This is a genomic window from Streptomyces sp. CG 926, assembly GCF_003148825.1.
Taxonomy (GTDB): Bacteria; Actinomycetota; Actinomycetes; order Streptomycetales; family Streptomycetaceae; genus Streptomyces.
Genome location: NZ_QGGZ01000006.1, coordinates 420,378 through 444,648 on the forward strand (window position 1 = coordinate 420,378; position 24,271 = coordinate 444,648).

The 24,271-nt window shown below is 72.6% G+C and carries 25 protein-coding genes; 11 read left to right on the forward strand and 14 right to left on the reverse strand.

The features are described from left to right. Positions 1–31: 31 nt before the first annotated feature. Positions 32–862 (reverse strand): acyltransferase, encoded by an 831-nt coding sequence (locus BCL76_RS18865; RefSeq protein ID WP_109780641.1) that lies wholly within the window; start codon positions 860–862, stop codon positions 32–34. A 139-nt stretch (positions 863–1,001) separates the two neighbouring features. Here BCL76_RS18865 and BCL76_RS18870 point away from each other — a divergent pair, with 139 nt between their 5' ends. Further along, a complete protein-coding gene (locus tag BCL76_RS18870; RefSeq protein ID WP_109780642.1) occupies positions 1,002–1,547 on the forward strand; it encodes a gamma carbonic anhydrase family protein in 546 nt (181 codons plus the stop codon). A gap of 89 nt (positions 1,548–1,636) precedes the next feature. After that, a complete protein-coding gene (locus BCL76_RS18875; RefSeq protein ID WP_109780643.1) occupies positions 1,637–2,422 on the forward strand; it encodes a maleylpyruvate isomerase family mycothiol-dependent enzyme in 786 nt (261 codons plus the stop codon). Between the two features lie 63 nt (positions 2,423–2,485). Here BCL76_RS18875 and BCL76_RS18880 read toward each other — a convergent pair whose 3' ends face one another. From BCL76_RS18880 to BCL76_RS18895, 4 genes are all read right to left on the reverse strand, one after another. After that, positions 2,486–3,211, reverse strand: a complete 726-nt coding sequence (locus tag BCL76_RS18880) for an ankyrin repeat domain-containing protein (protein ID WP_109780644.1) — start codon at positions 3,209–3,211, stop codon at positions 2,486–2,488. Beyond that, complete coding sequence (locus tag BCL76_RS18885; RefSeq protein ID WP_109780645.1) at positions 3,208–3,879, reverse strand: DedA family protein; 672 nt, start codon at positions 3,877–3,879, stop codon at positions 3,208–3,210. The genes BCL76_RS18880 and BCL76_RS18885 overlap by 4 nt, the downstream gene beginning before the upstream one ends. A gap of 57 nt (positions 3,880–3,936) precedes the next feature. Continuing rightward, on the reverse strand, positions 3,937–6,450 hold the full coding sequence (locus BCL76_RS18890; protein ID WP_109780646.1) for a glycoside hydrolase family 3 protein: 2,514 nt from the start codon (positions 6,448–6,450) through the stop codon (positions 3,937–3,939). Between the two features lie 300 nt (positions 6,451–6,750). After that, on the reverse strand, positions 6,751–7,203 hold the full coding sequence (locus BCL76_RS18895) for a DUF4442 domain-containing protein (RefSeq protein WP_181382609.1): 453 nt from the start codon (positions 7,201–7,203) through the stop codon (positions 6,751–6,753). A gap of 96 nt (positions 7,204–7,299) precedes the next feature. Between BCL76_RS18895 and BCL76_RS18900 the strand changes: the two genes are divergently transcribed. After that, the gene (locus BCL76_RS18900; RefSeq protein ID WP_109780647.1) at positions 7,300–8,334 is read left to right on the forward strand and encodes a hypothetical protein; all 1,035 of its coding nucleotides are present in this window, start codon (positions 7,300–7,302) and stop codon (positions 8,332–8,334) included. A 69-nt stretch (positions 8,335–8,403) separates the two neighbouring features. Next, positions 8,404–9,723, forward strand: coding sequence for an MFS transporter (locus BCL76_RS18905; RefSeq protein WP_109780648.1), 1,320 nt, complete (start codon positions 8,404–8,406; stop codon positions 9,721–9,723). A 45-nt stretch (positions 9,724–9,768) separates the two neighbouring features. Here BCL76_RS18905 and BCL76_RS18910 read toward each other — a convergent pair whose 3' ends face one another. From BCL76_RS18910 to BCL76_RS18925, 4 genes are all read right to left on the reverse strand, one after another. Next, a complete protein-coding gene (locus BCL76_RS18910; protein WP_109780718.1) occupies positions 9,769–10,560 on the reverse strand; it encodes a spermidine synthase in 792 nt (263 codons plus the stop codon). Positions 10,561–10,660: 100 nt separating this feature from the next. After that, the gene (locus tag BCL76_RS18915; protein WP_109780649.1) at positions 10,661–11,521 is read right to left on the reverse strand and encodes a patatin-like phospholipase family protein; all 861 of its coding nucleotides are present in this window, start codon (positions 11,519–11,521) and stop codon (positions 10,661–10,663) included. A 150-nt stretch (positions 11,522–11,671) separates the two neighbouring features. After that, positions 11,672–12,853, reverse strand: coding sequence for an elongation factor Tu (tuf, locus tag BCL76_RS18920; protein WP_109780650.1), 1,182 nt, complete (start codon positions 12,851–12,853; stop codon positions 11,672–11,674). 371 nt (positions 12,854–13,224) lie between these two features. Beyond that, positions 13,225–13,962, reverse strand: coding sequence for a DNA alkylation repair protein (locus BCL76_RS18925; RefSeq protein ID WP_109780719.1), 738 nt, complete (start codon positions 13,960–13,962; stop codon positions 13,225–13,227). Between the two features lie 49 nt (positions 13,963–14,011). Between BCL76_RS18925 and BCL76_RS18930 the strand changes: the two genes are divergently transcribed. The 5 genes from BCL76_RS18930 (at position 14,012) to lnt (ending at position 18,149) form a co-directional block, all read left to right on the forward strand. Continuing rightward, positions 14,012–14,740, forward strand: coding sequence for a TVP38/TMEM64 family protein (locus BCL76_RS18930; protein ID WP_109780651.1), 729 nt, complete (start codon positions 14,012–14,014; stop codon positions 14,738–14,740). 48 nt (positions 14,741–14,788) lie between these two features. Further along, positions 14,789–15,667 carry an undecaprenyl-diphosphate phosphatase gene (locus BCL76_RS18935; RefSeq protein ID WP_109780652.1) on the forward strand — a complete coding sequence of 293 codons (879 nt, stop codon included), beginning with the start codon at positions 14,789–14,791 and terminating at the stop codon, positions 15,665–15,667. A 112-nt stretch (positions 15,668–15,779) separates the two neighbouring features. Beyond that, positions 15,780–15,956, forward strand: coding sequence for a hypothetical protein (locus BCL76_RS39010; protein ID WP_181382610.1), 177 nt, complete (start codon positions 15,780–15,782; stop codon positions 15,954–15,956). Between the two features lie 69 nt (positions 15,957–16,025). Then, the gene (locus BCL76_RS18940) at positions 16,026–16,493 is read left to right on the forward strand and encodes a nuclear transport factor 2 family protein (protein ID WP_109780653.1); all 468 of its coding nucleotides are present in this window, start codon (positions 16,026–16,028) and stop codon (positions 16,491–16,493) included. 66 nt (positions 16,494–16,559) lie between these two features. Then, positions 16,560–18,149 (forward strand): apolipoprotein N-acyltransferase, encoded by a 1,590-nt coding sequence (gene lnt / locus BCL76_RS18945; protein ID WP_109780654.1) that lies wholly within the window; start codon positions 16,560–16,562, stop codon positions 18,147–18,149. Here lnt and BCL76_RS18950 read toward each other — a convergent pair. Next, positions 18,073–18,978, reverse strand: a complete 906-nt coding sequence (locus tag BCL76_RS18950; protein WP_109780655.1) for a Gfo/Idh/MocA family protein — start codon at positions 18,976–18,978, stop codon at positions 18,073–18,075. The genes lnt and BCL76_RS18950 overlap by 77 nt on opposite strands. Positions 18,979–19,061: 83 nt before the next feature. Between BCL76_RS18950 and BCL76_RS18955 the strand changes: the two genes are divergently transcribed. After that, positions 19,062–19,586, forward strand: coding sequence for a DinB family protein (locus tag BCL76_RS18955; RefSeq protein WP_109780656.1), 525 nt, complete (start codon positions 19,062–19,064; stop codon positions 19,584–19,586). Between the two features lie 118 nt (positions 19,587–19,704). Further along, positions 19,705–20,244, forward strand: coding sequence for a hypothetical protein (locus BCL76_RS18960; RefSeq protein WP_146228404.1), 540 nt, complete (start codon positions 19,705–19,707; stop codon positions 20,242–20,244). Positions 20,245–20,263: 19 nt separating this feature from the next. On the opposite strand, the gene BCL76_RS18965 is transcribed toward BCL76_RS18960, so the two are convergent. The 4 genes from BCL76_RS18965 to BCL76_RS18980 all read right to left on the reverse strand — a co-directional run bounded on the left by BCL76_RS18965 (position 20,264) and on the right by BCL76_RS18980 (position 24,264). After that, positions 20,264–20,857, reverse strand: a complete 594-nt coding sequence (locus BCL76_RS18965; protein ID WP_258309794.1) for a hypothetical protein — start codon at positions 20,855–20,857, stop codon at positions 20,264–20,266. A gap of 95 nt (positions 20,858–20,952) precedes the next feature. Beyond that, on the reverse strand, positions 20,953–21,621 hold the full coding sequence (locus tag BCL76_RS18970; protein WP_109780720.1) for a uracil-DNA glycosylase: 669 nt from the start codon (positions 21,619–21,621) through the stop codon (positions 20,953–20,955). Between the two features lie 145 nt (positions 21,622–21,766). Beyond that, a complete protein-coding gene (locus BCL76_RS18975; protein WP_109780659.1) occupies positions 21,767–23,350 on the reverse strand; it encodes an ABC transporter substrate-binding protein in 1,584 nt (527 codons plus the stop codon). A gap of 152 nt (positions 23,351–23,502) precedes the next feature. Beyond that, positions 23,503–24,264 carry an SDR family oxidoreductase gene (locus BCL76_RS18980; protein ID WP_030770413.1) on the reverse strand — a complete coding sequence of 254 codons (762 nt, stop codon included), beginning with the start codon at positions 24,262–24,264 and terminating at the stop codon, positions 23,503–23,505. Positions 24,265–24,271: the final 7 nt, after the last annotated feature.

Below are 24,271 nucleotides of genomic sequence, written 5' to 3' on the forward strand. Positions count from 1 at the left end.
TTCCGACTCCGGGGCCCACGAGTGCCCGGCCCTACGAGTGCTCGGCCTCGGCGAGCTCGACCTCCGCGCGTTCGACCTCCGCACCTTCGACCCCCGCGCGTTCGACCTCGGCGAGCTCGGCGAGCTCGGCCTCCGTCAGCTCGGCCAGACCGCGCAGCTGCTCCGGGGTCGTCCCGTCCGGGATCGGCACCGGCGTCGGCGTGCGCAGGGGCGGCTGCCAGCCCGTCTCGGGCTGCCAACGCCGTACGACGCGCGCCGGCGCCCCCGCCACCACGGCATGGTCGGGCACCTCGCCCCGTACGACGGCGCCCGCGGCCACCACCACGTTCCGGCCGAGGCGCGCGCCCGGCAGGATCACCGCGCCGGTGCCGAGCCAGCACCCCGGGCCGATCTCCACGGGTTCGCTGCGCGGCCACTGCCGGCCTACGGGCTCGTGCGGGTCGTCGTAGCTGTGGTTGGTGGACGTGATGTAGACGTCGGGGCCGCAGAAGGTGTTCGACCCGATCGTGATCCGGGCGTCGGCGATGACGTGGCTGTTCCGGCCGATGACCACCCCGTCGCCGAGGATCAGCATCGGCTCGGATCCCAGGTCGAGGTCCGGCATCATCCCGGCGGTGAGGGTGACCTGTTCGCCGATGATGCAGTGCCCGCCGAGCTCTATCCAGCGCTCACCGAAGACCGTGCCCTGGGGGAAGGCGAGCCGGGTGCCGTCCCCGATCGCCCCGAACCTCAGCCGCCCGGGGGTCTGCGCGGTGACCGCGCCGGCCTGCTGCATCCAGCGCCAGCCGGTGTGGACCACGCGGCTCGCCAGCCGGCGGCGCGCGGCCGTCAGAGATGAGAACGTGTTCTGTTTCTTCGGCACCCGGCCACGGTAGTGCGCCGGACCCGCGTCACCCCGACCCCACTCCTGTGATCTTCACCCCATCGCGGGCACGGCACCGCGCGTGGCCTACGGTGCCGTTAGCGCGGCAACCGGACGACAGACGGCAGAGGAAGAGAACATGACGTACCAGGCGGCCCAGGCACTCGTGGCGGGTGTCGGCGGCAAGAACCCTCAGATCGACCCGACGGCCTTCACGGCTCCGACCTCGGTCGTGGTCGGCGACGTCACCCTCGCCGCCGGCGCGAGCATCTGGTACTCGGCGGTGCTGCGCGCCGACTGCGGCCCGATCACGCTCGGCGCCGACAGCAACGTGCAGGACAACTGCACGGTGCACGTGGACCCCGGCTTCCCCGTCTCGATCGGCGAGCGCGTGTCCATCGGCCACAACGCCGTCGTGCACGGCTGCACCGTCGAGGACGACTGTCTGATCGGCATGGGTGCGACCGTGCTGAACGGCGCGGTGATCGGCGCCGGTTCGCTGGTGGCCGCCCAGGCCCTCGTCCCGCAGGGCATGGTCGTCCCGCCCGGCTCACTGGTCGCGGGCGTACCCGCCAAGGTGCGCCGTGAGCTGACCGCCGAGGAGCGCGAGGGCATCAAGGTCAACGCCCTGATGTACGTGGAGCTGGCTGAGCAGCACCGCGCCTCGGTGACTCCGGACGCCTAGGCCGCCTCTTTCGGATCGTGTCGGCCGAGCCCGCGGCGACCGTGAAAATTTGCTGTCCGATCATCGGATCAAGGTGATAGACATCCGACGTGGAAAAGAATCTTGAATTCTCCGACCTCCTGCGACTGATCGACGAACGGTCGACCGCCTTCCGCGCCACGGTCGCCGCCGCGCCCAGCCTCGACGCACAGGTGCCGACCTGCCCCGAGTGGACGCTGTTCGATCTGGTGCAGCACCTGGGCGGGGGCGACCGGTTCTGGGCCGCCATAGTCGGCGCGGGGCCGGCCGACGGTCCCCCGGCCGGGGCCGCCGCCGCGCGCGCCGCTCTGGAGGTGCCGCGGGACCGCGAGGCCCTGATGGCCTGGCTGGCCGCGTCGACGGAGCTTCTGCTGAGCGCCCTGCGCGAGGCGGGCCCGGACGCCGGTTGCTGGGCGTGGTGGAGTCCCCTGCAGACGCCGCGGACCTCTGGCGGAGTCGCCCGGCACCGGGTCCAGGAGAGCGCGGTGCACACCTACGACGCGCAGCTCGCATCGGACGCACCGCAGCCGCTGCCGACCGAGGTCGCCCTCGACGGTGTCGAGGAGTTCCTGTTCACCTGCGTCGCGACGCCCTGCGCCTGGCCGCACAAGCCCACGGCCTTCGACTTCCACGCCACCGAGGGCCGCTCCTGGCGCCTCACCCTCGACGGCGACGGCGCACGCACCACCCGCATCCCCGCGCCCGGCGAGGACTCGGACGAAGTCGGCGCATCCATCCATGGCACGGCGGGCGAGTTGATCATCTACTTGTACGACCGCATCCCCCTCGAATCCTTGCGCGTCGACGGAGACGCGGGGCTGCTCGACCTGCTCCGCGCCTGGGAGCCGGAGCACTAGGAAGCGGCAGGGCGGGCAGCACCGCGTGCGGCCGAGGGGACCAGGAGTCGTGTCCCGGTGCCGTCAACGCTCCTGCGTGCCCCGCGCGTCGGGGATCGGCCGCCGGGACTCCGCGGCGGCCACGAGCAGGGCTCTGACGGCCTCGTACGCGGGGCGGGCCGTGCCGGATGTCGCACGGGCGGTGAACCGTGCTCCCGCCGCGCCTTCGCGGAAGGTCCGCTCGGTGAGGGCCGCGCCGCGGGCGAGGAGCCGTTCGACCGTGGCCGGGCAGCCGAAGCGGGCGGCCCAGTCGAGCGGGGTGCAGCCCCGCCTCGTCTCCTCGATGTCGGCGCCCCGGTCCAGCAGCAGGTCCACCGTCTCCGGGTCCCCCTCCCCACGCGCGACGGCCGCATGGATCAGCGGTACGTATCCCGCCCGGCCCGCGGGGCCGCCCGGTGGGGCGCCGGCGTCGAGGAGGGCGCGGGCGACCTCCGTGTGCCCGAGCATCGTGGCCATGGTCAGCGGCGTCGCCTCACCGTACGGGCCCGCGTCGACCCGGGGGTCGGCGCCCGCCGCGAGGAGCAGCCGGACGACCTCCGCGTGCCCGGCGCACACGGCCAGGTCCAGCGCCCGTCGGCCGCCGAGGACCCAGGCGTCGACCTCCGCTCCCCCGGCCAGCAGGGACCGCACCGCGGCCGTGTCGCCCTGCTCCGCCGCCCTGCCGAGCCCGTTCGCCAGGGGGTGGTAGTGGTCGGATCGGCCTTCGTCGGACCAGTCCGAATCCGGTCGCCGGCGCTCCGCCGCCGTCACTCGCCGACGGTGGCCGGGGCCGACTGCTGGGCGGGGATCTCCGCCTCGGCGGCGTCGGCGGCAGCGGCCGCCTTCTTCATCCGGCTGCGCACCACGAGCGTCACGGCGAGCCCGAACAGCACGGCCAGCCCCAGGGCCAGCCAGGAGAAGCGCTTCAGCCACGGCTCGGCGACGATGCCGACCGAGTAGATGACGGCCGTCGTGCCGCCGGCCCAGAGGATGCCGCCGAGGACGTTGGCGATCAGGAAGCGCCAGTACGGCATGCGCAGCACGCCCGCCAGCGGTCCGGCGAAGATCCGCAGCAGGGCCACGAACCGCCCGAAGAAGACGGCCCACATGCCCCACTTCTCGAAGGAGCGTTCCGCCAGCGCCACCTGCTGGGGTCCGAAGTGCTTGGGAAAGCGCCGGCCCAGCCGCTCCAGCAGCGGCTTGCCGCCCCGGCGGCCGATCGCGTAGCCGATCGAGTCGCCCACGATCGCCCCGGTGATCGCGCAGAGCCCCAGGATCACGGGGTCGATCTCCCCGTGCTGCGAGGCCAACAGCGCCGAGCTGACCAGGACGATCTCTCCCGGCAGCGGGATGCCGAGGCTTTCCAGCCCGATGACCAGACCCACCAGGAGATAGATGCTGACCGCCGGAATCGTCTCCAGCCATTCCTGGATGTGCACCGGTACGTCCTCCCGTGTCGTCCCGGCGCGCCCCCTGTGACACGCCGAACGGGCAGCCTATCGGCTCGTCACGACCGCCTTGGACCTCAGTGGCAGTTCACGCGACGAACGGCCCACGAACACCTGTCGTCGGCCGGAACCCAGCACCCAGGCGTGCTGCTCGGGGTCCCACGACGACAGGGCCCGCGCGGTGATGTCGAGGGTGACCCGCTGCGCCTCGCCCGGTGCCAGGAGGAGCCGCCGGTAGCCGGCCAGCGCGCGTACCGGCTGGTCGAGCTCCAGCTCCGCGGACGGGCCGACGTACACCTGCGCCACCTCGGTGCCCTTGCGGCGACCGGTGTTGCGGACGGTGAACTCCACGCGCAGTCCACCGCGCTGCGGCCGGACGGTGAGCTTGTCGTACTGCCAGGTGGTGTACGAGAGCCCGTGCCCGAAGGGGAACAGCGGGGTCACCCGCTGGGCGTCGTACCAGCGGTGGCCGACGTGGATGCCCTCGGAGTACTCCTGCCGGCCGCCCACGCCGGGGTAGCGCAGCGGCTCCCCGCCGACCGGGGTGGCCCGCTCGTCGGCCGGGAAGGTCTGGGTGAGGCGGCCGCCGGGGTCCACGTCCCCGAAGAGGAGGTCGGCGGTGGCTCCCGCGCCCTCCTGGCCCGGGTAGTACATCTGGAGGACCGCTCCGGTACGCGAGAGCCACGGCATGGTCGTGCCGGAGGAGGTGTTGAGCACGACGGTCGTCCGGGGGTTCACGGCGGTCACAGCCTCGATCAGCCGCTCCTGCCCGCCCGGGAGCGCCAGGGAGGTACGGTCCCGGCCCTCGGTGGCGTCCTCGTAGGCGAACAGCACCACGCTGCGGGCCGCCTTCGCGATCTTCACGGCCTCGGCGAGGTCCGCGGCGCGGGTCGCCCCGGTGGTGTGCCGCAGGCGCAAGCGCTGGCCCTTGTCCCCGCCCTCGGCGGTCACGGCGAGCCGGTGGGTGCCCGCCTTGAGGGCGAGAGTGGTGCGCCGGACGCTCATCCCGTCGGGTGCCGAGCCGAGCAGTCCGCCGGCGAAGTACTCGGCCACGCCCTGCCTGACGGGGAACAGCTCCTGGCCGTCGAGGCGTACGACGGGCCGCTTCCCGGTGTAGTGGACGAGCAGGGTCCACTCGTCGTCGGCCGTGAGGTGGAACTCCCCCTCGTGGCTCCAGACCTGCCCGGGTTCCACGGCCCGCGTGTCCAGGTCGGCGGTCGGGGTCAGCAGCTTCGCCGGGAGCGGCCGCCCGTACAGGTCCTCCCCGAGGGCGTGGCGGACGGTCGAACCGTTCCCGGCCCGGCGCCGGATGGCGGTGAGCGGGGCCTCTGCCCCGTCGGGGACCACGTGCGCGCTGCCACCGCCGCCGACGAAGGGTACCTGTCCGGTCGGTCCGATCACCGCGATCGAGCGGGCGGCGGCGCCGGTCAGGGGCAGGGTGCCGTGTTCGTTGCGCAGCAGCACGGCACCGGCGGTGGCCACCTTGCGGGCGGTCCGGGCTCCGGCGGCAGAGTCGCGCGGGGGCCGGGCGGCGGGCCGGGCCGCCAGCAACCCGAAGCGGTCCATGGTGGCCAGGATCCGGTGGACCGCGAGGTCGACGGCGCTCTCGGATACGGAGCCGCCGCGCACCGCCTCGCGCAGCGGTCCGCCGAAGTGGGTTCCGGCGGGCATCTCCATGTCGAGGCCGGCGCCGATGGCGGCGACGGTGCTGTGGGTGGCGTCCCGGTCGGACATCACCCAGCCGTCGAACCCCCAGCTGTTGCGCAGCAGTTCTTCGAGCAGCGGCTTGCTCTCGCAGGCGTGGACGCCGTTGACCTTGTTGTAGGCGCCCATGACGGCGCCCGCGCCGGCCGCCACGGCGGCCTCGAAGCCCCGTAGCTCGGTCTCGTGGAGGGTCTGCTCGGCGGCGATCACGTCGACGGTGTCGCGGCCGTGTTCCTGGTTGTTGAGGGCGAAGTGCTTGACAGTGGCGATCAGGCCCTCGTCCTGGATGCCGCGAATCATCTCGCCCACGAGGTCGGCGGTCAGGCGCGGGTCCTCGGCGAAGGTCTCGAAGTTCCGACCCGCGTACGGGGTGCGGATGAGGTTGACCATGGGGGCCAGCACGACGTCCTGGCCCAGCGCCCGGCCCTCGCGGCCGATGACGCGGCCGTACTCGCGGGCCAGCGCCGGGTCGAAGGCGGAGGCGAGCAGGACCGGCGCGGGCAGTGCGGTGGCGGGCCGGGCGACGCGTACCCCGGCGGGCCCGTCGGTCAGGCGTAGCGGCGGGATGCCCAGGCGCGGTACGCCGGGTACGTAGCCGGCCTGGCCGAGGGAGGTGGGGTCGGGGGCGCCGTGCAGCAGGGCGGTCTTCTCGTCGAGGGTGAGTCGCTCCAGCAGGGCGTCGACGCGGGCGGGGCCCTTGGCCTCGGCGCCGGCCGGGGCGGCGAGCGGCGTCCTGGGGGCGCCCGCGCCCGGCGGCACCCCTGGCGCGCAGGCACCCGCTCCGAGGGCCGTGCCCGCCGTGCCCGCCGCCGCCGCGAGCAGTCGCATCGCGGAACGTCTGGACACGGCCTCGCTCATGGGTGCTCCCTGCGCCGTGGGTCGGCGGGAGCGGCCCGCGCCGGACCGCTCCCGCGCCCACTGTGCGCCGCGCGCCCGCCGGGTCCACCGAGACGCGCCACCGCGGCTCGGAGGTTCAGCCCTCCGGCAGCGGCGGCGGCCTGTCGGCGGCGCGCCGGGGGCCCGTCATGGGCGCCGAGCACCCGTGCCCGGTGCGGTGGCCGCACGCGATGCGGTCCCGTACGACGGCCTCCACCGCGTCGCGCGAGGGAGCCCGGGCCGTGCCGACCCGAGGACGCGGCGGTTGTGGTGCGCCGGTGGTCAGGCGTTGGGGCGCAGGGTCCAGACGACCGTCATCTCGCCCGTCACGGCCTCGTCCTCGCGCTGGATGGCGATGGTGACGGGGAATTCGGGGCGGCCGCCGGCGTCGAGTTCGGCGATGACCTCCGCGGCCGGGCGGCCGAGGGTGGCGGTGGCGGTGACGACGCCCTTGGCGAGCTTCTTGTAGCCGATCTCGGCCTTCACGGCGAGCGGGACGGCGCGCGAGAGCTGGTCGCCGAAGGCGGCCAGGACGATCGCGCCGCTCGCGGACTCGGCCAGGGTGAACATCGCGCCGGCGTGCGGGCCGCCGACGTGGTTGTGGTAGTCGGGCTGGTCCGGAAGCCGGACGACCGCGCGCTCGGGGGTGGTCTCCAGGAACTGGAGGTTCAGGGTCCGGGCCATGGGTACGGTCGCGGCGAGCAGTTCGCCCACGTTCATCTGGTCTGCGCTCATGGAACGCGATGTTACCCACGAGTAGTACCGATTGACCAGAGCTCCCAAGGGGGCGGCCGTGGCTCCCCGCACCCACGGCCACTATCGTTACCGGCCATGTGGCCAGGACAGCAGCAGCCGCCCGGGGGCGAACAGAACCCTCAGGACGCGCAACAGAACCCGTACCAGCAGCAGCCGGGACAGCCGGGGCAGCCGAACCCGTACCAGCAGCAGCCCGGCTACGGATACCCGCAGCAGCCGGGTTACCAGCAGCCCCAAGGCGCTCCCGGCCAGCAGTGGGGTCAGCCCCAGCTGCCGCAGCAGCCCCAGCCCGCCGCCACCGGCGGCGGCGGGAGCCCGTACTCGACCAAGACCGTGGCGATCGTCGCCGCGGCCGCCGTCGTCGTGGTGGCCGCCGCGACCGGCGCGTTCGTCCTGACCCGGGACGACAAGAAGACCGAGGCCGACGACAAGCCGGCGGCGAGCCCCTCGGCGCCGGCCCCCGAGACGCCCGCCCCGGCCGGCAGCAGCCCGAACCCGCGGGCCGGCGGCAACGCCCAGCCCGTCATCCCGGGCTGGAAGGTCGTCGTCAACACCAAGTACGGCGTCAGCTACGACGTGCCCGCCGAGTGGAACGTCAACGAGTCCGGCGTGAGCCTCTCCTTCCACGACGAGGTCAAGAACGACGGCAGCCCGATCATCACGATGAGCGGCACCGCCACCCTCAAGGAGGAGTGGTGCACCGTCGACAAGGACGCGGACGGCAGGGTCGAGAAGTTCTCGCTCGCGGACACCGGCGTCAAGGGCGCCCAGGGCGCCAAGGACACCGCGCAGGTGGCCACCGACAACACCGGCGCCTGGGCCTGGGCGGCCTTCGCCCAGAAGGAGCCCAAGGGAACGGTCAAGGTGGGCGCGGCCAAGGAGTACACGACCACCTCCGGGATCAAGGGCCACATCGTGGTGGCGACCGCTCCGAACCTGAAGAAGGAGCACAAGTGCTCCACCGACGGCAAGACGGTCGGCTTCGGCTTCAAGAACGCCGTCGGTGACTTCGCCAGCTTCGTGCTCATCAGCGCGGCCGGTGTGAAGGACGAGGTTCCGAACGACGTCTCCGACAAGATCATCAGCTCCATCCGGCTCACCACCCCGTGATCCTCCGTCCCACGTCCCGGGCCGACCTATCCGTTTGGATTCTCGGCCCGGGACGGGGATAGTCCGGGGGTGAGCTCTCCCCGCCCCGCACCCCGTACGCCCGTGAACCGCCGCCGACCCGAGTGGGCCGGCCGCAACTACAGCCTGCTCACGGGTGCGGCGATCATCACGAACCTGGGGAGCCACGGCGCGCACATCGCGGCCGCGTTCGCGGTCATGGAATCCGGCGGATCCGTCGGCGACGTCGGACTGATCGCCGCCGCCCGCACGCTGCCGCTCGTCCTCTTCCTGCTCATCGGCGGTGCCATAGCCGACCGGCTGCCCCGCCACCGCGTGATGGTCGCGGCCAACGTCCTGAACTGCCTCTCGCAGGCCGCCTTCGCCGTCCTCGTCCTCGCGGGCGAACCCCAGCTGTGGCAGATGATGCTGCTCACCGCCCTGTGCGGCACCGGTACGGCCTTCTTCAATCCCGCGGCCGAGGGCATGCTGCTCTCCACCGTCTCCGGCGAGCACTCCAACCGCGCCTTCGCGCTCTTCCGCATGGCGATCAACGGCGCCGGCATCGGCGGCGCGGCCCTCGGCGGCGCGATGATCGCCGCGGTGGGCCCGGGCTGGGTACTGGCCGCCGACGCCGCGGCCTTCGCGGTCGCGGGCGCCCTGCGGACCTTCCTCGACGTCGGCCACGTGCCCGACCGGGCTCCCGGCGGCGGCCTGTTGTCCGATCTGCGCGAGGGCTGGGTGGAGGTCCGGACCCGCCCCTGGCTGTGGAGCATCGTGCTCCAGTTCTCCGTCGTGGTCGCCGTCGTCGGCGCCGCCGACGCGGTCTACGGACCTCTGGTCGCCCGGGACCGACTGGGCGGGCCCGCGCCCTGGGGCGTGGCCCTGGCCTTCTTCGGCGTGGGCACCATCGCCGGCGCCGTCCTGATGATGGCGTGGAAGCCGCGCAGGCTCCTGCTCGTCGGCACCCTGTGCGTGTTCCCGCTGGCGCTGCCCTCGGCGGGACTCGCCGTGCCGCTGCCCGTGTGGGGCCTGTGCGTGGTGATGTTCGTCAGCGGCGCCGCGATAGAGGTGTTCGGCGTGAACTGGATGACCGCCATGCACCAGGAGATCCCGGAGGAGAAGTTCTCCCGGGTCACCGCCTACGACTGGTTCGGCTCGGTGTCGATGCTTCCGCTGGCCACCGCCTTGGCCGGGCCCGCCGAATCGGCCTTCGGTCGCACCCAGTCCCTGTGGGGCTGCGCGGTGCTGGTCGTCGTGCCCACCGCCCTCGTGCTGCTGGTCCCGGACGTCCGCCGGATGACCCGCAGGGCGCACACCAAGACCATCTCCCCGGCGGCCGCGGCCGAACCGACCCCGGTAGCTGCCCCTGCCGACGCCGTCGGGAACTGAGGCCCGGCCGGCGGCCGCCGCGCCGGGGGCCGCGGCGCCGGCCGCTCACCCCAGGCTGAACGCGCCCTCCGGCGGCGCCGGGGAAGGAGCCGCGTCCGCGTCGGCCACCGGCGCCGCGCCCTTGCGGAACCGGGCGGGCCCGTCCCCGTACTCCACCCGCGCCGGAAACGGGTCGGCCGCGCACTTCCTGGCCAGCGCCCCCACCGGGAGCGGGGCGTCCGAGGCCAGCAGTACGGCGTTCCCGAACCGCCTCCCCCGCAGTACCGCAGGTTCGGCGATCAACGCCAGCTCCGCGAACGCGTCGGCGAAGTTGGCCACCTGCGCCCGCAGGAAGTCGAAGGGCGCCCCGTCGGCCAGGTTCGCCGCGTACAGCCCGCCGGGCCGCAGCACCCGCGCGGCCGCCCGGGCGTACTCCACCGACGTGAGTTGGGCCGGCACCCGCGAGCCGCCGAACACGTCGGCCACCACCAGGTCCGCGCTCGCGGCGGGCGCGGCCTCCAGCCAGGCCCGGGCGTCGGCCGTGTGGACGGTGACCCCCGAGTCCGCCGCGAGCGGCAGGTGTTCGGTCACCAGGTCGACCAGGCCCGCGTCGAACTCGACGACCGTCTGCCGGGATCCGGCCCGGGTGGCCGCGGCGTAGCGCGGCAGGGTGAGCGCGCCGCCGCCGAGATGCAGCAGGTCCAGCGCGAGCCCGGGTTCGGCGGCACAGTCCAGGACGTGCGCGAGCCGGCGTACGTACTCGAACTCCAGGTGGTGCGGATCGTCCAGGTCCACATACGACTGCGGGGCCCCGTCGACGGTCAGCAGCCAGGCCCGGTCCCGGTCCACGTCCGGCATCAGCTTGGCGGTGCCCTGGCCCACGTCCCGGACGACCGGGATCTGTTCGTCGCTCACCGCTCCATTGTCCGGCAGCGGTCGGGCGGGCTTCGAACAGCCCTCAGGCCGCCCCGGCCGACCAGACCGCAGCCGCCTCCCGCGCGTGCTCCGCGGCCTGGTCGAGGCCCGCCCGGGCGGCCGGCTCACGCCGCGCCGGATCCAGCACGTTGCGCCCGAAGGCCTTGCGGGCGGCCGCGGAGGGGGTGATCAGCACCACCCGCGCACCCGCCTCCCGCAGTCCCTCGGCCTGCGCCGACGGCGAGGGGACCAGCCCGGAACCGAGCGACATCGGGGCGAGGATCACCACCCGGGCGTACCCGGCGGCCAGGTCGGCATTGGTGGCCGAGCGGATTCCGCCGTCGATGAAGCGGCGGCCGCCGACCGTGACCGGCGGCCACACCCCGGGCACCGCACAGCTCGCCGAGACCGCGTCGACGAGCCCGTCGCCGCTCCCCCGGTCGAACGCCTTGAGCTCACCGGTGAGGGCGTCCACCGCCGTGACGACGAGCCGCCGCTCGGGCCACTCGTGCGAGACCAACCGGGCGGCCAGTACCTTGCGCCGCTCGGCCTCGGCGCCCACGCCGGTGTCGGCGGCCAGGGCCATGGCGCCGACCCGCTGCCGGTAGGCCGTCGCGGTGCGCGAGCGCGCCATCGCGACGGCGTACCGGGCGAGGAGACCGGCCCCCAGTTTCGCCGTGGACTCGCCGGTGGGGTCCCCGAGCTGGCGCTCGTACAGCTCCTGCGCCGTGAGCAGTCCGGAGGTGAGCTGCGCCCCGACGACGGAGCCGGCGGAGGTGCCGACGACGAGGTCGGCGGTGGTGAGGTCCACGCCCGCGCGGGCGAGGCCGTACAGGATTCCGCACTCCCAGCCGATGCCGGTCAGTCCCCCGCCGCCGAGCACCAGTGCCGTGTCGCCGCTCATCCCCGCCCACCCCTTTGCGCATGCCTGTGGTGACGGCAGTCTGGCGCAGCCGGGCCACCGCCACCACAGAGGGGTCCGGATCGGGGTCCGGATCGGGTCCGGTCGGGGTGGTCCGGAACCTGATCCGGATCGAACCGGATCAGATCCGGATCACCCCAGTACGGCCGTCACCGTCCCCGCGCCGACGGTCCGCCCGCCCTCGCGGATCGCGAAGCCGAGCCCCGACTCCAACGGGACGTCCCGGCCGAGCTCGACGGTCATCGTCACCGTCTCCCCGGGCCGGGCCACGGCGACCTCGCCCAGGTCCACGTCCCCCACCACATCGGCGGTACGGATGTAGAACTGCGGCCGGTAGCCGCTGGCGACCGGTGTCGTGCGGCCGCCCTCCCGCCCGGAGAGCACGTACACCTGCGCCGTGAAGCGGCGCTGCGGTGTGACGCTGCCCGGCGCGGCCACCACGTGCCCACGGCGCACGCCGTCGCGCGGCACCCCGCGCAGCAGCAGCGCGACGTTGTCCCCGGCCTCGGCGGACTCCATCGGCTTGCCGAAGGTCTCCAGCCCGGTGACGACCGTCTCGGCCGGCTCGCCGTCACCGCCGAGGACCGCCACGCGGTCCCCGAGGCGTACGGTGCCGCGCTCGACGGCCCCGGTCACCACGGTCCCGCGCCCGGTGATGGTCAGCACGTTCTCCACCGGCAGCAGGAACGGCGCGTCCGTGTAGCGCACCGGGGTCGGTACGTACGTGTCCACCGCGTCCAGCAGTGCCTGGATCGCCTCCGTCCACCGCGGGTCGCCCTCCAGCGCCCCGAGTCCGGAGACCCGTACGACCGGCGCGGCGTCACCGCCGTACCCGTGCGCGGTGAGCAGCTCGCGGACCTCCAGCTCGACCAGGTCGGTGAGCTCGGGGTCCCCGGCGTCGGCCTTGTTCAGCGCCACCACGATGTGGTCGACGCCGACCTGCCGGGCGAGGAGCACGTGCTCGGCGGTCTGGGGCATGACCCCGTCGAGCGCGGAGACGACGAGGATCGCGCCGTCGAGTTGGGCGGCGCCCGTGACCATGTTCTTGATGTAGTCGGCGTGCCCTGGCATGTCCACGTGGGCGTAGTGCCGGGTGTCGGTCTCGTACTCGACGTGCGTGAGGTTGATGGTGATGCCGCGCCGGGACTCCTCGGGGGCCCGGTCGATGCGGTCGAAGGGCACGAAGGAGGCGCCGCCGTGCTCGGCGAGGACCTTGGTGATGGCGGCGGTGAGGGTGGTCTTGCCGTGGTCGACGTGACCCATGGTGCCGATGTTGAGGTGCGGCTTGGTGCGCACGAAGGCCGTCTTGGCCATGATTCATTCCCGTGTCTGGAAGCTGGAACGGGACCCCGAGAGCGAGCCGACCCTCCCCCTGCGGGGTCCGCCGGACGATCCGGGAAGGGTCAGCTTCGTGCGCCGTCGAATGCGGCGAGGACGGGTGCGAACGCGGTTGCGCCTGCGGGTGCTTCCGCGACGGCGGCAGCCTTCGGCGCGTCCGCGACCGCGGACCGCACTGCGAGGAAGGCATACCGGTTCATGGCGCTGATCCTGCCGGACGGTCCGGGACCCGTCGAATGAATTTCGGCGTGGTCGCGGACACCTCGGGCGGACACCTCGGGCGGACACCCGGGGCGGACACCCGGGCGGTCGACCGGGGCGGTCGGGTCGTCCCGTCCGGGAGACGGTCAGGAGGACGCGGGGGCCTGGGCCACGTTCCTGAGCGCCTCGTGTACGGACAGCGGGGCCAGGGAGCCGCGTTCGGCCTCGACGAAGGCGCGTACGGCTTCCGGGTCCGTCTTCGCGTACTCGCGCAGGGCCCAGCCGATGGCCTTGCGCACGAAGAAGTCCGGGTGGTCGGCCCGGCCGCGGCAGTAGCCGAAGAGCCGGCCGGTGTCGGTGGCGGACTTGAAGCGGAGCTGGTGGAGCAGTGCGGTGCGGGCGAGCCAGAGGTTCTCGTCCTCGATCCACTCGTCCATCGCGGCCGCGAGTTCGGGGTCGGCGGCCACCAACGGGCCGACCGTGTGCGCGGCCAGCAGGTCGACGGTGTCCCACCAGGGGACGGTGACGATCAGGTGCCGGACCACCGGCAGGAAGCCGGAGGAGCAGCGGGCGACGTGCCGGCGCAGGTAGTCCACCGCGAAGTACTGGTACTCGCGCTCGGGAAGGAGCCAGCAGCGCAGTGCGAGCGCCGCACAGTCCGCCTCGGACGGTTTCGGAGTGTCCTTCGTCACGGTCCTCGACAGTTCCCGGCGCAGCGGGGTGGGGATGCCGAGGAAGGGCGCGACGTCCTTCATGTAGGCGGTCATGGCCCGGGCCCGTACCGGATCGGCGGCGGCCGCGTACGCCTCCGGCAGCCGCTCCAGCAGGGTGTCCGCGAGCGCGCTGCGGGGAACTCGCGGGGGGCGCCGGTCGTTCGACTGCATGAGGCCCAGATTACGGCGCACCGCCGTATACGTGGGCTAGTCTCCCGGGATGTCCCTCCTCCTCGCGCCGTGGACCCGGCTGTCGGTGCTCGTCGTGCTGCTCGCCGCGGCCGGCGTGTGCGTGCTGCTGTACGAGCCCCAGCGCATCCTCTCGGAGGGCTGGCCCCCGGGGCTTCCGGTGGGGACGGCGGTCCTGCTGTTCGCAGCCGCGTACGGTGTGTGCACGGCGGCCCTGGTGCCGCGACCCCTGCTCAATCTGGCCGCGGGAGCCGTCTTCGGGAGCCAGTTCGGCCTCGTCGCGGCGGTCGGCGGCACCGTGTTGGGCGGCGCCATCTCCTTCGGGCTGGGCCGGATCATGGGCCAGGAGGCTTTGCGGCCGTTCCTGCGCGGACGCTGGCTCCAGGCGGCCGACGGGCAGCTCAGCCGGCACGGCTTCCGCTCGATGCTCGCGGTCCGGCTCTTCCCCGGGCTGCCCTTCGTGGTGGCCAACTACTGCGCCGCGGTGTCGCGGTGCGGCTGGGGTCCCTTCCTCCTCGCGACGGCGATCGGGGTCGTCCCGAACACCGCCGCGTACGTGATCGCCGGCGCGAGCGCCTCCTCGCCCGGATCGCCCGCGTTCCTCGTCTCGTTCGGCTTCATCGTCGTCTCGGTGGTGGGCGGCGCGGTCTTCGGTTGGCGCAAACGACACCGCCTGGCACCCCGTCGAACCGAGGATCGAGTACCCGAACTGGTGCCCCAGCACCCCCCTGTGGTCAGCGCCGCTTCGCACGGGCCCTAGCATCGGACGCGAACTGCCCGACGATCACAAGGACGAGCGCACCCCGACATGAGCTGGTTCGAATCCCTAATCCTCGGTCTCGTCCAGGGGCTTACGGAGTTCCTCCCGATCTCCTCCAGCGCCCACCTGCGGCTGACCGCGGCGTTCGCCGGCTGGCACGACCCAGGAGCGGCCTTCACCGCGATCACCCAGATCGGCACCGAGGCCGCCGTGCTGATCTACTTCCGCAAGGACATCGCGCGGATCGTCTCCACCTGGTTCCGCTCCTTGTTCGACAAGGCGCTGCGCTCCGAGCAGGACGCGAAGATGGGCTGGCTGGTGATCGTCGGCTCGATCCCGATCGGCGTCCTCGGTCTGGTCTTCAAGGACGCGATCGTGGGCCCGGCCCGCGACCTGCGGCTGACGGCCACCACCCTGATCCTCATGGGCATCGTGCTCGGCGTCGCCGACCGCCTGGCGGCCCGCGACGAGGAAGGCGGCAGGCACCGCGCGATCCGCGAGCGCAAGACGCTGCAGCAGCTGGGCGTCAAGGACGGTCTGATCTTCGGTGTCTGCCAGGCGATGGCCCTGATCCCCGGCGTCTCCCGGTCCGGCGCGACCATCTCCGGCGGTCTGCTGCTCGGCTTCACCCGTGAGGCCGCGGCCCGCTACTCCTTCCTCCTCGCGATCCCGGCCGTGCTGGCCTCGGGAGCGTTCGAGATCAAGGACGTCGTGGAGAACCCGGGGCACATCTCCTGGGGCCCGACGATCTTCGCCACGGTCATCGCCTTCTTCGTGGGCTACGCCGTGATCGCGTGGTTCATGAAGTTCATCTCGACCAAGAGCTTCATGCCCTTCGTGATCTACCGGATCCTCCTGGGCATCCTGCTGTTCGCCCTGATCGGCACGGACGTGCTGAGCCCGCACGCGGGTGAGTCCGGCTCCTGACGGAGCTCCGCACCACCTCTTCGCGTGAACCGCAGGCCGTCCGGGAACGTTCCCGGGCGGCCTGCGCGTCGTTGTGCCTGAAGAGAGCGGAAGAATCAGCAGGGGGTGTCCCATGGGTCGAGTGGTGCTGGAGCGGTTTCCCGCCGGAAGTCCGCGGGGAAGCTGGCCCGCCGAGGAGTACGCGGCGCAGCGGATGCGCGAGGGCGTACCGGCGGAGGTGGTCATGGATCTGGACAGCGACGCGTTCCTCGTCGTGGTCCGGCAGCGGGAGTCCCGTTCCGGTCACTGACCGCCCGCGGGAAGATCCGGTGGGCGCACGGCCCTTGGCCTCGGGCCCGTGCAGCCCCACACTGACCCGATGACTCAGCGTGTGGATCTCGCGACGGTGATGGATCGGCTGGCGATCGACGAGGTGGTCACGGGCTACGCGGTGGCCGTCGACGACGGCGACTGGGCCGCGTACCGAGCCCTCTTCACGGCCTCCGGGCGGGTCGACTACCGCTCGGCCGGCGGGATCGAGGGCTCGGTGGCGGAGGTCGCGGACTGGCTGGCGGAGACGATGACGCTGTTCCCCGTCCGCCAGCACCTGATCGTGAACCGGCTGATCCGGCTGGAGGACGTCGGCGGCTCCCCCGGGGACAGCGCCGAGGTCCGGGCGGACTTCCTCAATCCGATGCGGCTGGCGGGGCCGGATTCCGACGCCGCGGTCACCTCGCCCAACTTCGTCGCCGCCGGGCGCTACGGCTTCGCGCTGGCCCGCACCCGTGACGGCTGGCTGCTCACCCGCGTCACCGTGCACGAGAAGTGGCGGCACATGACCGCCTGAGCCGATCGGAGCCGCTCGACTCGGCCCGGACGTCCGGCACTGCCACACTGGAAGCGGAGGCACGCCATGATCACGATGCGCATGCGGTGGTGGTCCCCTCGATGGCGTGCGCCCGCCGCCGCGGCCGCCGGGGCGCTACCGGCCCTCGCCTTCCCGGCCCCCGCTCTCTGGTGGTTCGCCTACGTCGCCCTCGTGCCCTGGATGCTGCTGCTGCGGTCGGCCCCCACCGGTCGGCGGGCCGCGCTGGAGGGCTGGCTCGGCGGCGCCGGGTTCATCCTGGCCGTCCACCACTGGCTGCTGCCGAGCATGCACGTGTTCCTGATACCGGTGGCCGCGCTGCTCGGGGTGCTCTGGATCCCCTGGGCCCTCCTGGTGCGGGAGCTCCTCGGCGGGGCTCCGGCGGCCGGTCGGGCCTGCGGCGCGCTCGTCCTCGTACCGGCGGCGTGGCTGCTCTCCGAGCTGGTGCGGTCCTGGCAGGGGCTGGGCGGGCCGTGGGGGCTGCTGGGGGCGAGCCAGTGGCAGGTGGCACCGGCGCTGCGGCTGGCCTCGGTGGGCGGGGTGTGGCTGGTCAGCCTGCTGGTGGTGGCGGTGAACTGCGCGCTGGTGCTGCTGATCGCGGTGCCGGGGGCACGGATCCCGGCGGTGGCCGGGATGACCGGCTGCGCGGTGCTGACGGGGGCGGTGTGGGTGTGGGCGGCGCGGCCCGAGGAATCGGGCCGGCTCCGCGTGGCCGTCGTACAGCCGGGCCCGGTCACGGACGGCCCGGACAGTGCGGAGCGGCGGTTCGACGTCGGTGAGCGGCTGACGCGGCCGTTGGCCGGGCAGCGGGTCGATCTGGTGGTGTGGGGCGAGAGCAGTGTCGGCGCGGACCTGACCGCCCGCCCGGACCTGGCCCGGCGGCTGGCCGCGCTGTCCGCGGAGGTCGGGGCTCCGCTGCTGGTGAACGTGGACGCGCGGCGGGCGGACCGGCCCGGGATCTACAAGAGCGCGGTCCTCGTGGGCCCCCAGGGCCCCACCGGTGACCGGTACGACAAGATGCGGTTGGTCCCGTTCGGGGAGTACGTCCCGGCCCGTGCGCTGTTCGGCTGGGCCACCTCGGTCGGCAAGGCGGCGGGCGAGGACCGGGTGCGCGGCGACACCCCGGTGGTCATGGACCTGCCCGCCCGGCCGGACGGGCCCGGCGGGGTCCGGGTCGGCCCGCTGGTGTGCTTCGAGTCGGCCTTTCCCGACATGAGCCGGCGCCTCACCCTGGACGGGGCCTCCCTGCTCGTCGCCCAGTCGGCGACGTCCTCGTTCCAGAAGAGCTGGGCCCCGGCCCAGCACGCCTCGCTGGCCGCGCTGCGGGCGGCCGAGAACGGCCGCCCGATGGTGCACGCCACCCTGACCGGCATCAGCGTCGTGAACGGCCCGTCCGGCGCGCGGGTCGGGGCCGCCCTGCCCACCTCCGCGAGCGCCGCGGCCGTGTACGAGGTGCCGCTCGCCCGCGGCACGACCCTCTACGTCCGCTTCGGGGACTGGCCGGTGGCCGCGGCCCTCGCCGCCCTCGCGGCGTACTGCGCGGTGGCCGGCAGCCGTTCGCTCAGGAGGCCTGCTCCAGAGCCGAGCTCACCACCCGCTCGCACAGCTCGTGGGTTCGCAGGGCGTCGCGGGCGCTGAGCGTGGTGCCCGCCGCGACCGCCTCCAGGAAGTGGTCGACGACCTGCTCGATGCCGCGCTGGCGGGCGACGGGGACCCAGTCCCCGCGGCGCCGCACGGTCGGCTGGCCCTTGTGGTCGATGACCTCGGCGAGATTGACGACCTGCCGCTTGGTGTCGCGCCCGGACACCTCCAGGATCTCCTCGGTGGAGCCGGACAGCCGGTTCATGATGCCGAGGGCGGTGAATCCGGCGCCGGACAGCTGGAGCACCACCTGGTGCATCAGCCCCTCGCGCACCACGGCCCGCACGTCGAAGTGGTCGGCCTCGCCGGGCAGGAGGAACCGCAGGGTGTCGACGACGTGGATGAAGTCGTCCAGCACCAGCGTCCGCGGGTCCTCGGGCAGCCCGACCCGGTTCTTCTGCATGACGATCAGCTCGCGGGGGTGGTCGGCGCACTGCGCGTAGGCGGGCGCGAAGCGGCGGTTGAAGCCGACGGCGAGGGAGACCCCGAGCCGCTCGGCCCGTTCCACGAGCTGTCGCGACGACGCGAGTTCGTAGGCGAGGGGCTTGTCCACGTAGGTGGGCACGCCGGCCTCCAGCAGCCGGGTGACGATCTCGGGGTGGGCCACGGTGGCGGCGTGCACGAAGGCCGCGTCGAGCCCCTCGGCGAGCAGCGCGTCGAGATCGGTGTGCCGGCGGGCGGCCGGGACGTGGTGGGTGTCGCCGATCAGTTCCAGGGTGTCGGGGTTACGGGTCTGCAGGTGCAGCTCGATGCCCGGGCGGGTGGTGAGGACGGGCAGGTACGCCTTCTGCGCGATGTCGCCGAGTCCGATGCAGCCGACCTTCACCGGGGCCTCCAGAGTGGTTCCTTGTGGGATTCCCGCAGCTTAATCCCTGGTGGCGGGGGCGCTGTTCGCCGAGGATGAGCCCCATGAGCATCAGTTCAGGATCACATCGCAAGGAACCCGCCACCACCGCCGACGAGCGGGACATGCTGGACGGATGGCTCGACTACCACCGTGCCACCCTCGTCTGGAAATGCGAGGGGCTCCAGGACGAACAGCTGCGCCGCACCCCGCTCGCGCCGTCCGAACTGAGCCTCCTGGGCCTCGTACGGCATATGGCGGAGGTGGAGCGGTACTGGTTCCGGGAGATCATGCTGGGCGAGGACCTCCCCGAGCTGTACTGCACGAGCGAGGATCCGGACGGCGATTTCCACCTGTCCGAGAACGCCACCTGGGCGGAGGCGGAGCACGTCTGGCAGACCGAGGTCGAGCTGGCCCGCCAGGCCTCCGCGGGCCGTTCGCTGGACCTGGTCTCGCAGGCCGAGAGCCACCACCGGGGCGAGGTGTTCAGCCTGCGCTGGGTCTACACCCACATGATCGAGGAGTACGCGCGCCACAACGGCCACGCGGACCTGGTGCGCGAGCAGATCGACGGCGCCACCGGCGACTAGGGATGTCGTGCCGAGGCACGCGCCAGGCCCTGTACGGCGGGTGGGTCCGTCACCCGTGCGGGGTGAATATCGGCCGCGGGTTTTCGCAACGGGGTCCTCGCACAGCAGAGTTGCGCGGGTGCATCCAACCCGAACCACGACAACGTTGCTGCTCGGAGTCGCCTGCGCCGTCTCGGCGGTCTCCGGCTGTGTGAGTGTGAGCCCCGGACCCGTGCGGCCCGCGGCGGCCCCCGCCGCCGGGGTACCGCCCCGCCACGAGCCGCGCGGCGGGCCCGGGGCCGCCCCCGTGGTCGTCCGGGCGCCCGCCCTGGAGGCGCTGGAGGCGGTGGAGCCCGCCCCCGGGTCGCCCGTGGCCCCGGCGGCCCCCGCGCCCGCCCAGCGGTCCGCACAGCGCCCCGTACCGGGCGGCTCCGGCGGGCCCGTACGGGACGCTCTGCCGGTCCCGGACATCCCGGAGCCCCGACGGGCCGCCGAGCCCGTCTCCGGGCGCCCTGGCGGCCGTCCGCAGCGTCCCCGGCCCGACGCCGAGGTGGAGCGTGAGCTGGTCCGCAAGCTTCCGGTGCGGCCGGCCGACGTGTGCGCGTCGGGCCGCCGGCACGGCCACTGGCATTCCGACAGTCCGGAGGCCCGTATCTGCTCGGGCGTGCACGGGGACTGACCGCCCGCGGGCATGGGCCCTACGGGGACTGCTCGGGGAACGGCCGAGGTCCGGATCCGGACCCAGGGCGCGGCCCGGCTCCCGGTTCCGCGGCCAGCCGCCGCTCCAGCTGGGCGATGGCGGCCCGTACGCCGTTCCCGTATCCGTCGTCGGACAGGGCCGCGGTGGCCGCGCGGGCCCGGGCCAGGTGGATCCGGGCCGCCTCCGGCCGCTGCAGTTTCACGTAGTCGGCGGCCAGGCTCAGGTGCAGGGACGGGTAGAACACGCGCATCGCCGGATGCGGCTCCCACCGCGCGGGCCGCCCGTCCTGGGGCGACCCGGTCCCGGGCCCGTCCTGCCGCTCGTCCTGCGGCTCGTCCTCCTGCCCGTCGGCGGCGGCAGCGGTCAGGGCGCGCAGGTCCCAGGCCAGCTCGTCGGCGGGGTCGTCCTGGGCGTCGGCCATGTAGTGGGCCAAGGTGCACCGGTGGAGGGAGTCCCCCTCCTCGCCGATCTCGGACCAGATCTCCCCGAGCCGGTTGCGGGCCTCCTCGCGGTCCCCGGCGTGCAGCAGGATGACCGCCTGGCCGATCCTGGTCATGACGGCGTCCTCCGACGCCTCCTGCTGCTCCGTCACGGCGGCCTCCGGCTTGCTCTGCCAGACCTGCTCCGGTCTGATCATCTAGAAGCTAGCCGGAGGTACCGGCAATGGCGCCGAGGCGCGGGGGGACGTCAGCCGAGGTTGGGGATCCGCCAGTCGATCGGCTCATGTCCCTGGGCGGCGATGGCCTCGTCGATCTGCGTGAAGGGCCGGGACCCGAAGAACTTCTTGGCGGACAGCGGGGAGGGGTGGGCGCCCTTGACGACCACGTGCCGCTCCTCGTCGATCAGCGGGAGCTTCTTCTGGGCGTAGGCGCCCCAGAGGACGAAGACGGCCGGGTCGGGCCGATCGGACACCGCGCGGATCACGGCGTCGGTGAACTTCTCCCAGCCCTTGCCCTTGTGCGAATTGGGCTCGGCCTCCCGGACCGTGAGCACCGCGTTGAGCAGCAGGACGCCCTGCTCGGCCCACGGCATCAGGTACCCGTTGTCCGGGATCGGAAGGTCGAGCTCCTCCTTCATCTCCTTGTAGATGTTGCGCAGCGAGGGCGGGGTCTTGACCCCGGGCTGCACGGAGAAGCACAGGCCGTGGCCCTGGCCGGCGCCGTGGTAGGGGTCCTGGCCGAGGACGAGGACCTTCACCTGGTCGAAGGGAGTGGCCTCCAGGGCCGCGAACACCTGCTCGCGGGGCGGGTAGACCGGCCCGTTCGCCCGTTCCTTCTCGACGAACTCGGTGAGTTCTTTGAAGTAGGGCTGGTCCAGCTCCCCGCCGAGGACGGGGAGCCAGGACTCGGGCAGCATCTGGGTCACGGCGACAACCTCCGGTACAAGTTCGTGCACCTGCTCGTGCAACTGCTCCAGAACTTACCGGGGCCCACTGACAATGCGTCGGCCGCCCAGGGCGGCCGACGCATCGGTGCACTTCCTACCGGCTACCGGACACCGGCTACCAGCTGGTCTTGCGGTAGAACTCCCACATCTGCATGACGGTCTGCGGGTCCAGCGCCCGCTCGGCGCCCGCGATGTCCTCACGGGCCGCGACGTACAGCTTGCCCTGCCACAGGGGCAGCAGCCGGACGTCGTCGGCGAAGATCTTCTGGGCCTGCTCGAACTCCTGGACGCCGGCCGAGCGGTCGCCCTCGCGGCGGGTCTTGGGCAGCAGATCGTTCAGGATCTCGGTGGGCTCGTACGGGGTACCGACCGCGTTCTCCTTGCCGACGAACGGCGCGATGAAGTTGTCCGGGTCCGGGAAGTCGGGGAACCAGCCGCGGCCGAAGATCGGGTACTCGCCGCTCTTGTAGCCGGTCTGGAAGGTCTTCCAGGGCTGGCTGCGCAGGTTGATCCGGAACAGCTGGCTCTCGTCCAGCTGCCGCTTGAGCTCGGTGAACTCGTCGGCGGTCGAGGAGCCGTAGCGGTCGGTGGTGTACCAGAAGGTCAGCTCGACCGGCTGGGTGATCCCGGCGTCCCTGAGGATCTTCTTGGCCTTGGCGACGTCCGCCGCGCCGTACTTGTCGTAGAAGGGCGTCTTGTGGCCGACGACCCCCTTGGGGACCATCGAGTACAGCGGCTCCGCGGTGCCCTGGTAGACCTTGGAGACGAGCGCGCCGCGGTCGACGATCTGGGCGATGGCCTGGCGGACCGGGAGCTTGGCGACCGAGGGGTCCTTGGGGTTGAAGACCAGGTAGCGGATCTCGGCGCCGACGTTCTCGACGACCTGGACGCCCAGGGCGTGCGCCGCGGGGGTCTGGAGGTCGGTGATCTCCGGGGCCGACAGGCCTCGGTAGGTGGCGTCGATCTCCTTGGCCTTCAGCGCCGCGACCATCTTCGGGGAGTCCGCGAAGTAGCGGATGGTGACGGCCTTGTTCTTGCGGTTGGCGAAGCCCGTGTAGCTCGTGTTGGTGGTGAGCACCGCCTCGGCGCCCTCCTTGTACGAGTCGAGCACGTAGGGGCCGGAGCCGGTGACCTTGTCGCCCTCGCGGACCTTGTCGGCCGGGTACTCCTTGGGCGCGACGAGCGAGGCGGCGGGCGAACCGAGGACGTACGGGAAGGTGGCGTCCGAGGTGTTCAGGTGGAAGACGACCGTCAGCGCGTCCGGGGTCTCGATCTTGTCAAGGGTGCTGAAGAGACCCTTGGGGCCGACGTTGGAGCCGATGGTCCTGATCCGGTCGAGGGAGTACTTGACCGCCTTGGAGTCCAGCGGCTCCCCGTTGGAGAACTTCAGGCCCTTGCGCAGCGTGCACCGGTAGGCCTGGCTCGCCGCGTCCGTGAACTCGCAGCTCTGGGCCGCGTCGGGCTGGGGCTTGCTGGAGCCCGTCGGGAAGGCCAGCAGGGTCTGGTACACATTCCGGTACAGCTCCCAGGAGCCGTCCCACGCGGCCGCGGGATCGAGGGTGCTCGGTGCGCTCGTGGTACCGACGACGATCCTCTTCATATCGTCGCCGTCGTCCTCCGACAGCAGGCCGCATCCGGCGAGCAGGGATATGGACGCAAGGGCCGCAGAGATCTGCAGGCATCTGGTCCGGTTGAACACGTGCACGCTCCTCGATCAGCCAGGGGTGCGGCAGACCCTACCGCAGTGCCCCACGAATCCAATGGGTTGGTTTCGTGAGGCACTTGACCGGTTCCGTGCATATTCGTTATGCATTTACCTCCCTTTCGGAGGCAAATACGTCCGATTATCGGTCAGTGGACCCCGGCATTGAGGAACATCCCGCCGTCGACGACGAGAGTTTGCCCGGTGATCCATTCCGCTTGTGCAGATGTCAGGAACGCGGCCGCCCCGCCGATGTCCTCCGGGAGCCCCAGCCGGCCGAGCGGATAGGCCGCCGCGGCCTCCTGCTCCCGGCCCTCGTAGAGCGCCTGCGCGAACTTCGTCTTGACGACCGCGGGCGCGATCGCGTTCACCCGCACCCCGGGCGCCATCTCGTGCGCGAGCTGGAGGGTGAGGTTGACCATGGCGGCCTTGCTCATCCCGTAGGCGCCGATGAAGGGCGAGGCGGAGACCCCGGCGATGGACGCGATGTTCACGATCGCGCCGCCGTTGTCCTTCTGCCAGGCGTGCCAGGTCCGCTGGGCGAAGCCGAGCGCCGAGATCACGTTGGTCTCGAAGACCTTCCGTGCCACCCCGAGGTCCAGGTCCGCGATCGGCCCGAAGACGGGGTTGGTGCCGGCGTTGTTCACCAGGAAGTCGACGCGGCCGAAGGCCTCCATCGTGCGCTCGACGGCGACGGCCTGGTGGGCCTCGTCGTGCGCCTTGCCCGCGACGCCGATCACCCGGTCCGCACCGAGCCGCTCGACGGCCTCCTTGAGGGCCTCCTCGTTACGGCCGGTGATGCAGAGCCGGTCGCCGCGGGCGACCAGCGCCTCGGCGACGCCGTAGCCGATGCCCCGGCTCGCCCCGGTGATCAGCGCGACCTTCCCGCTGTCGATACCGCTGTACGTCATGTCCTAC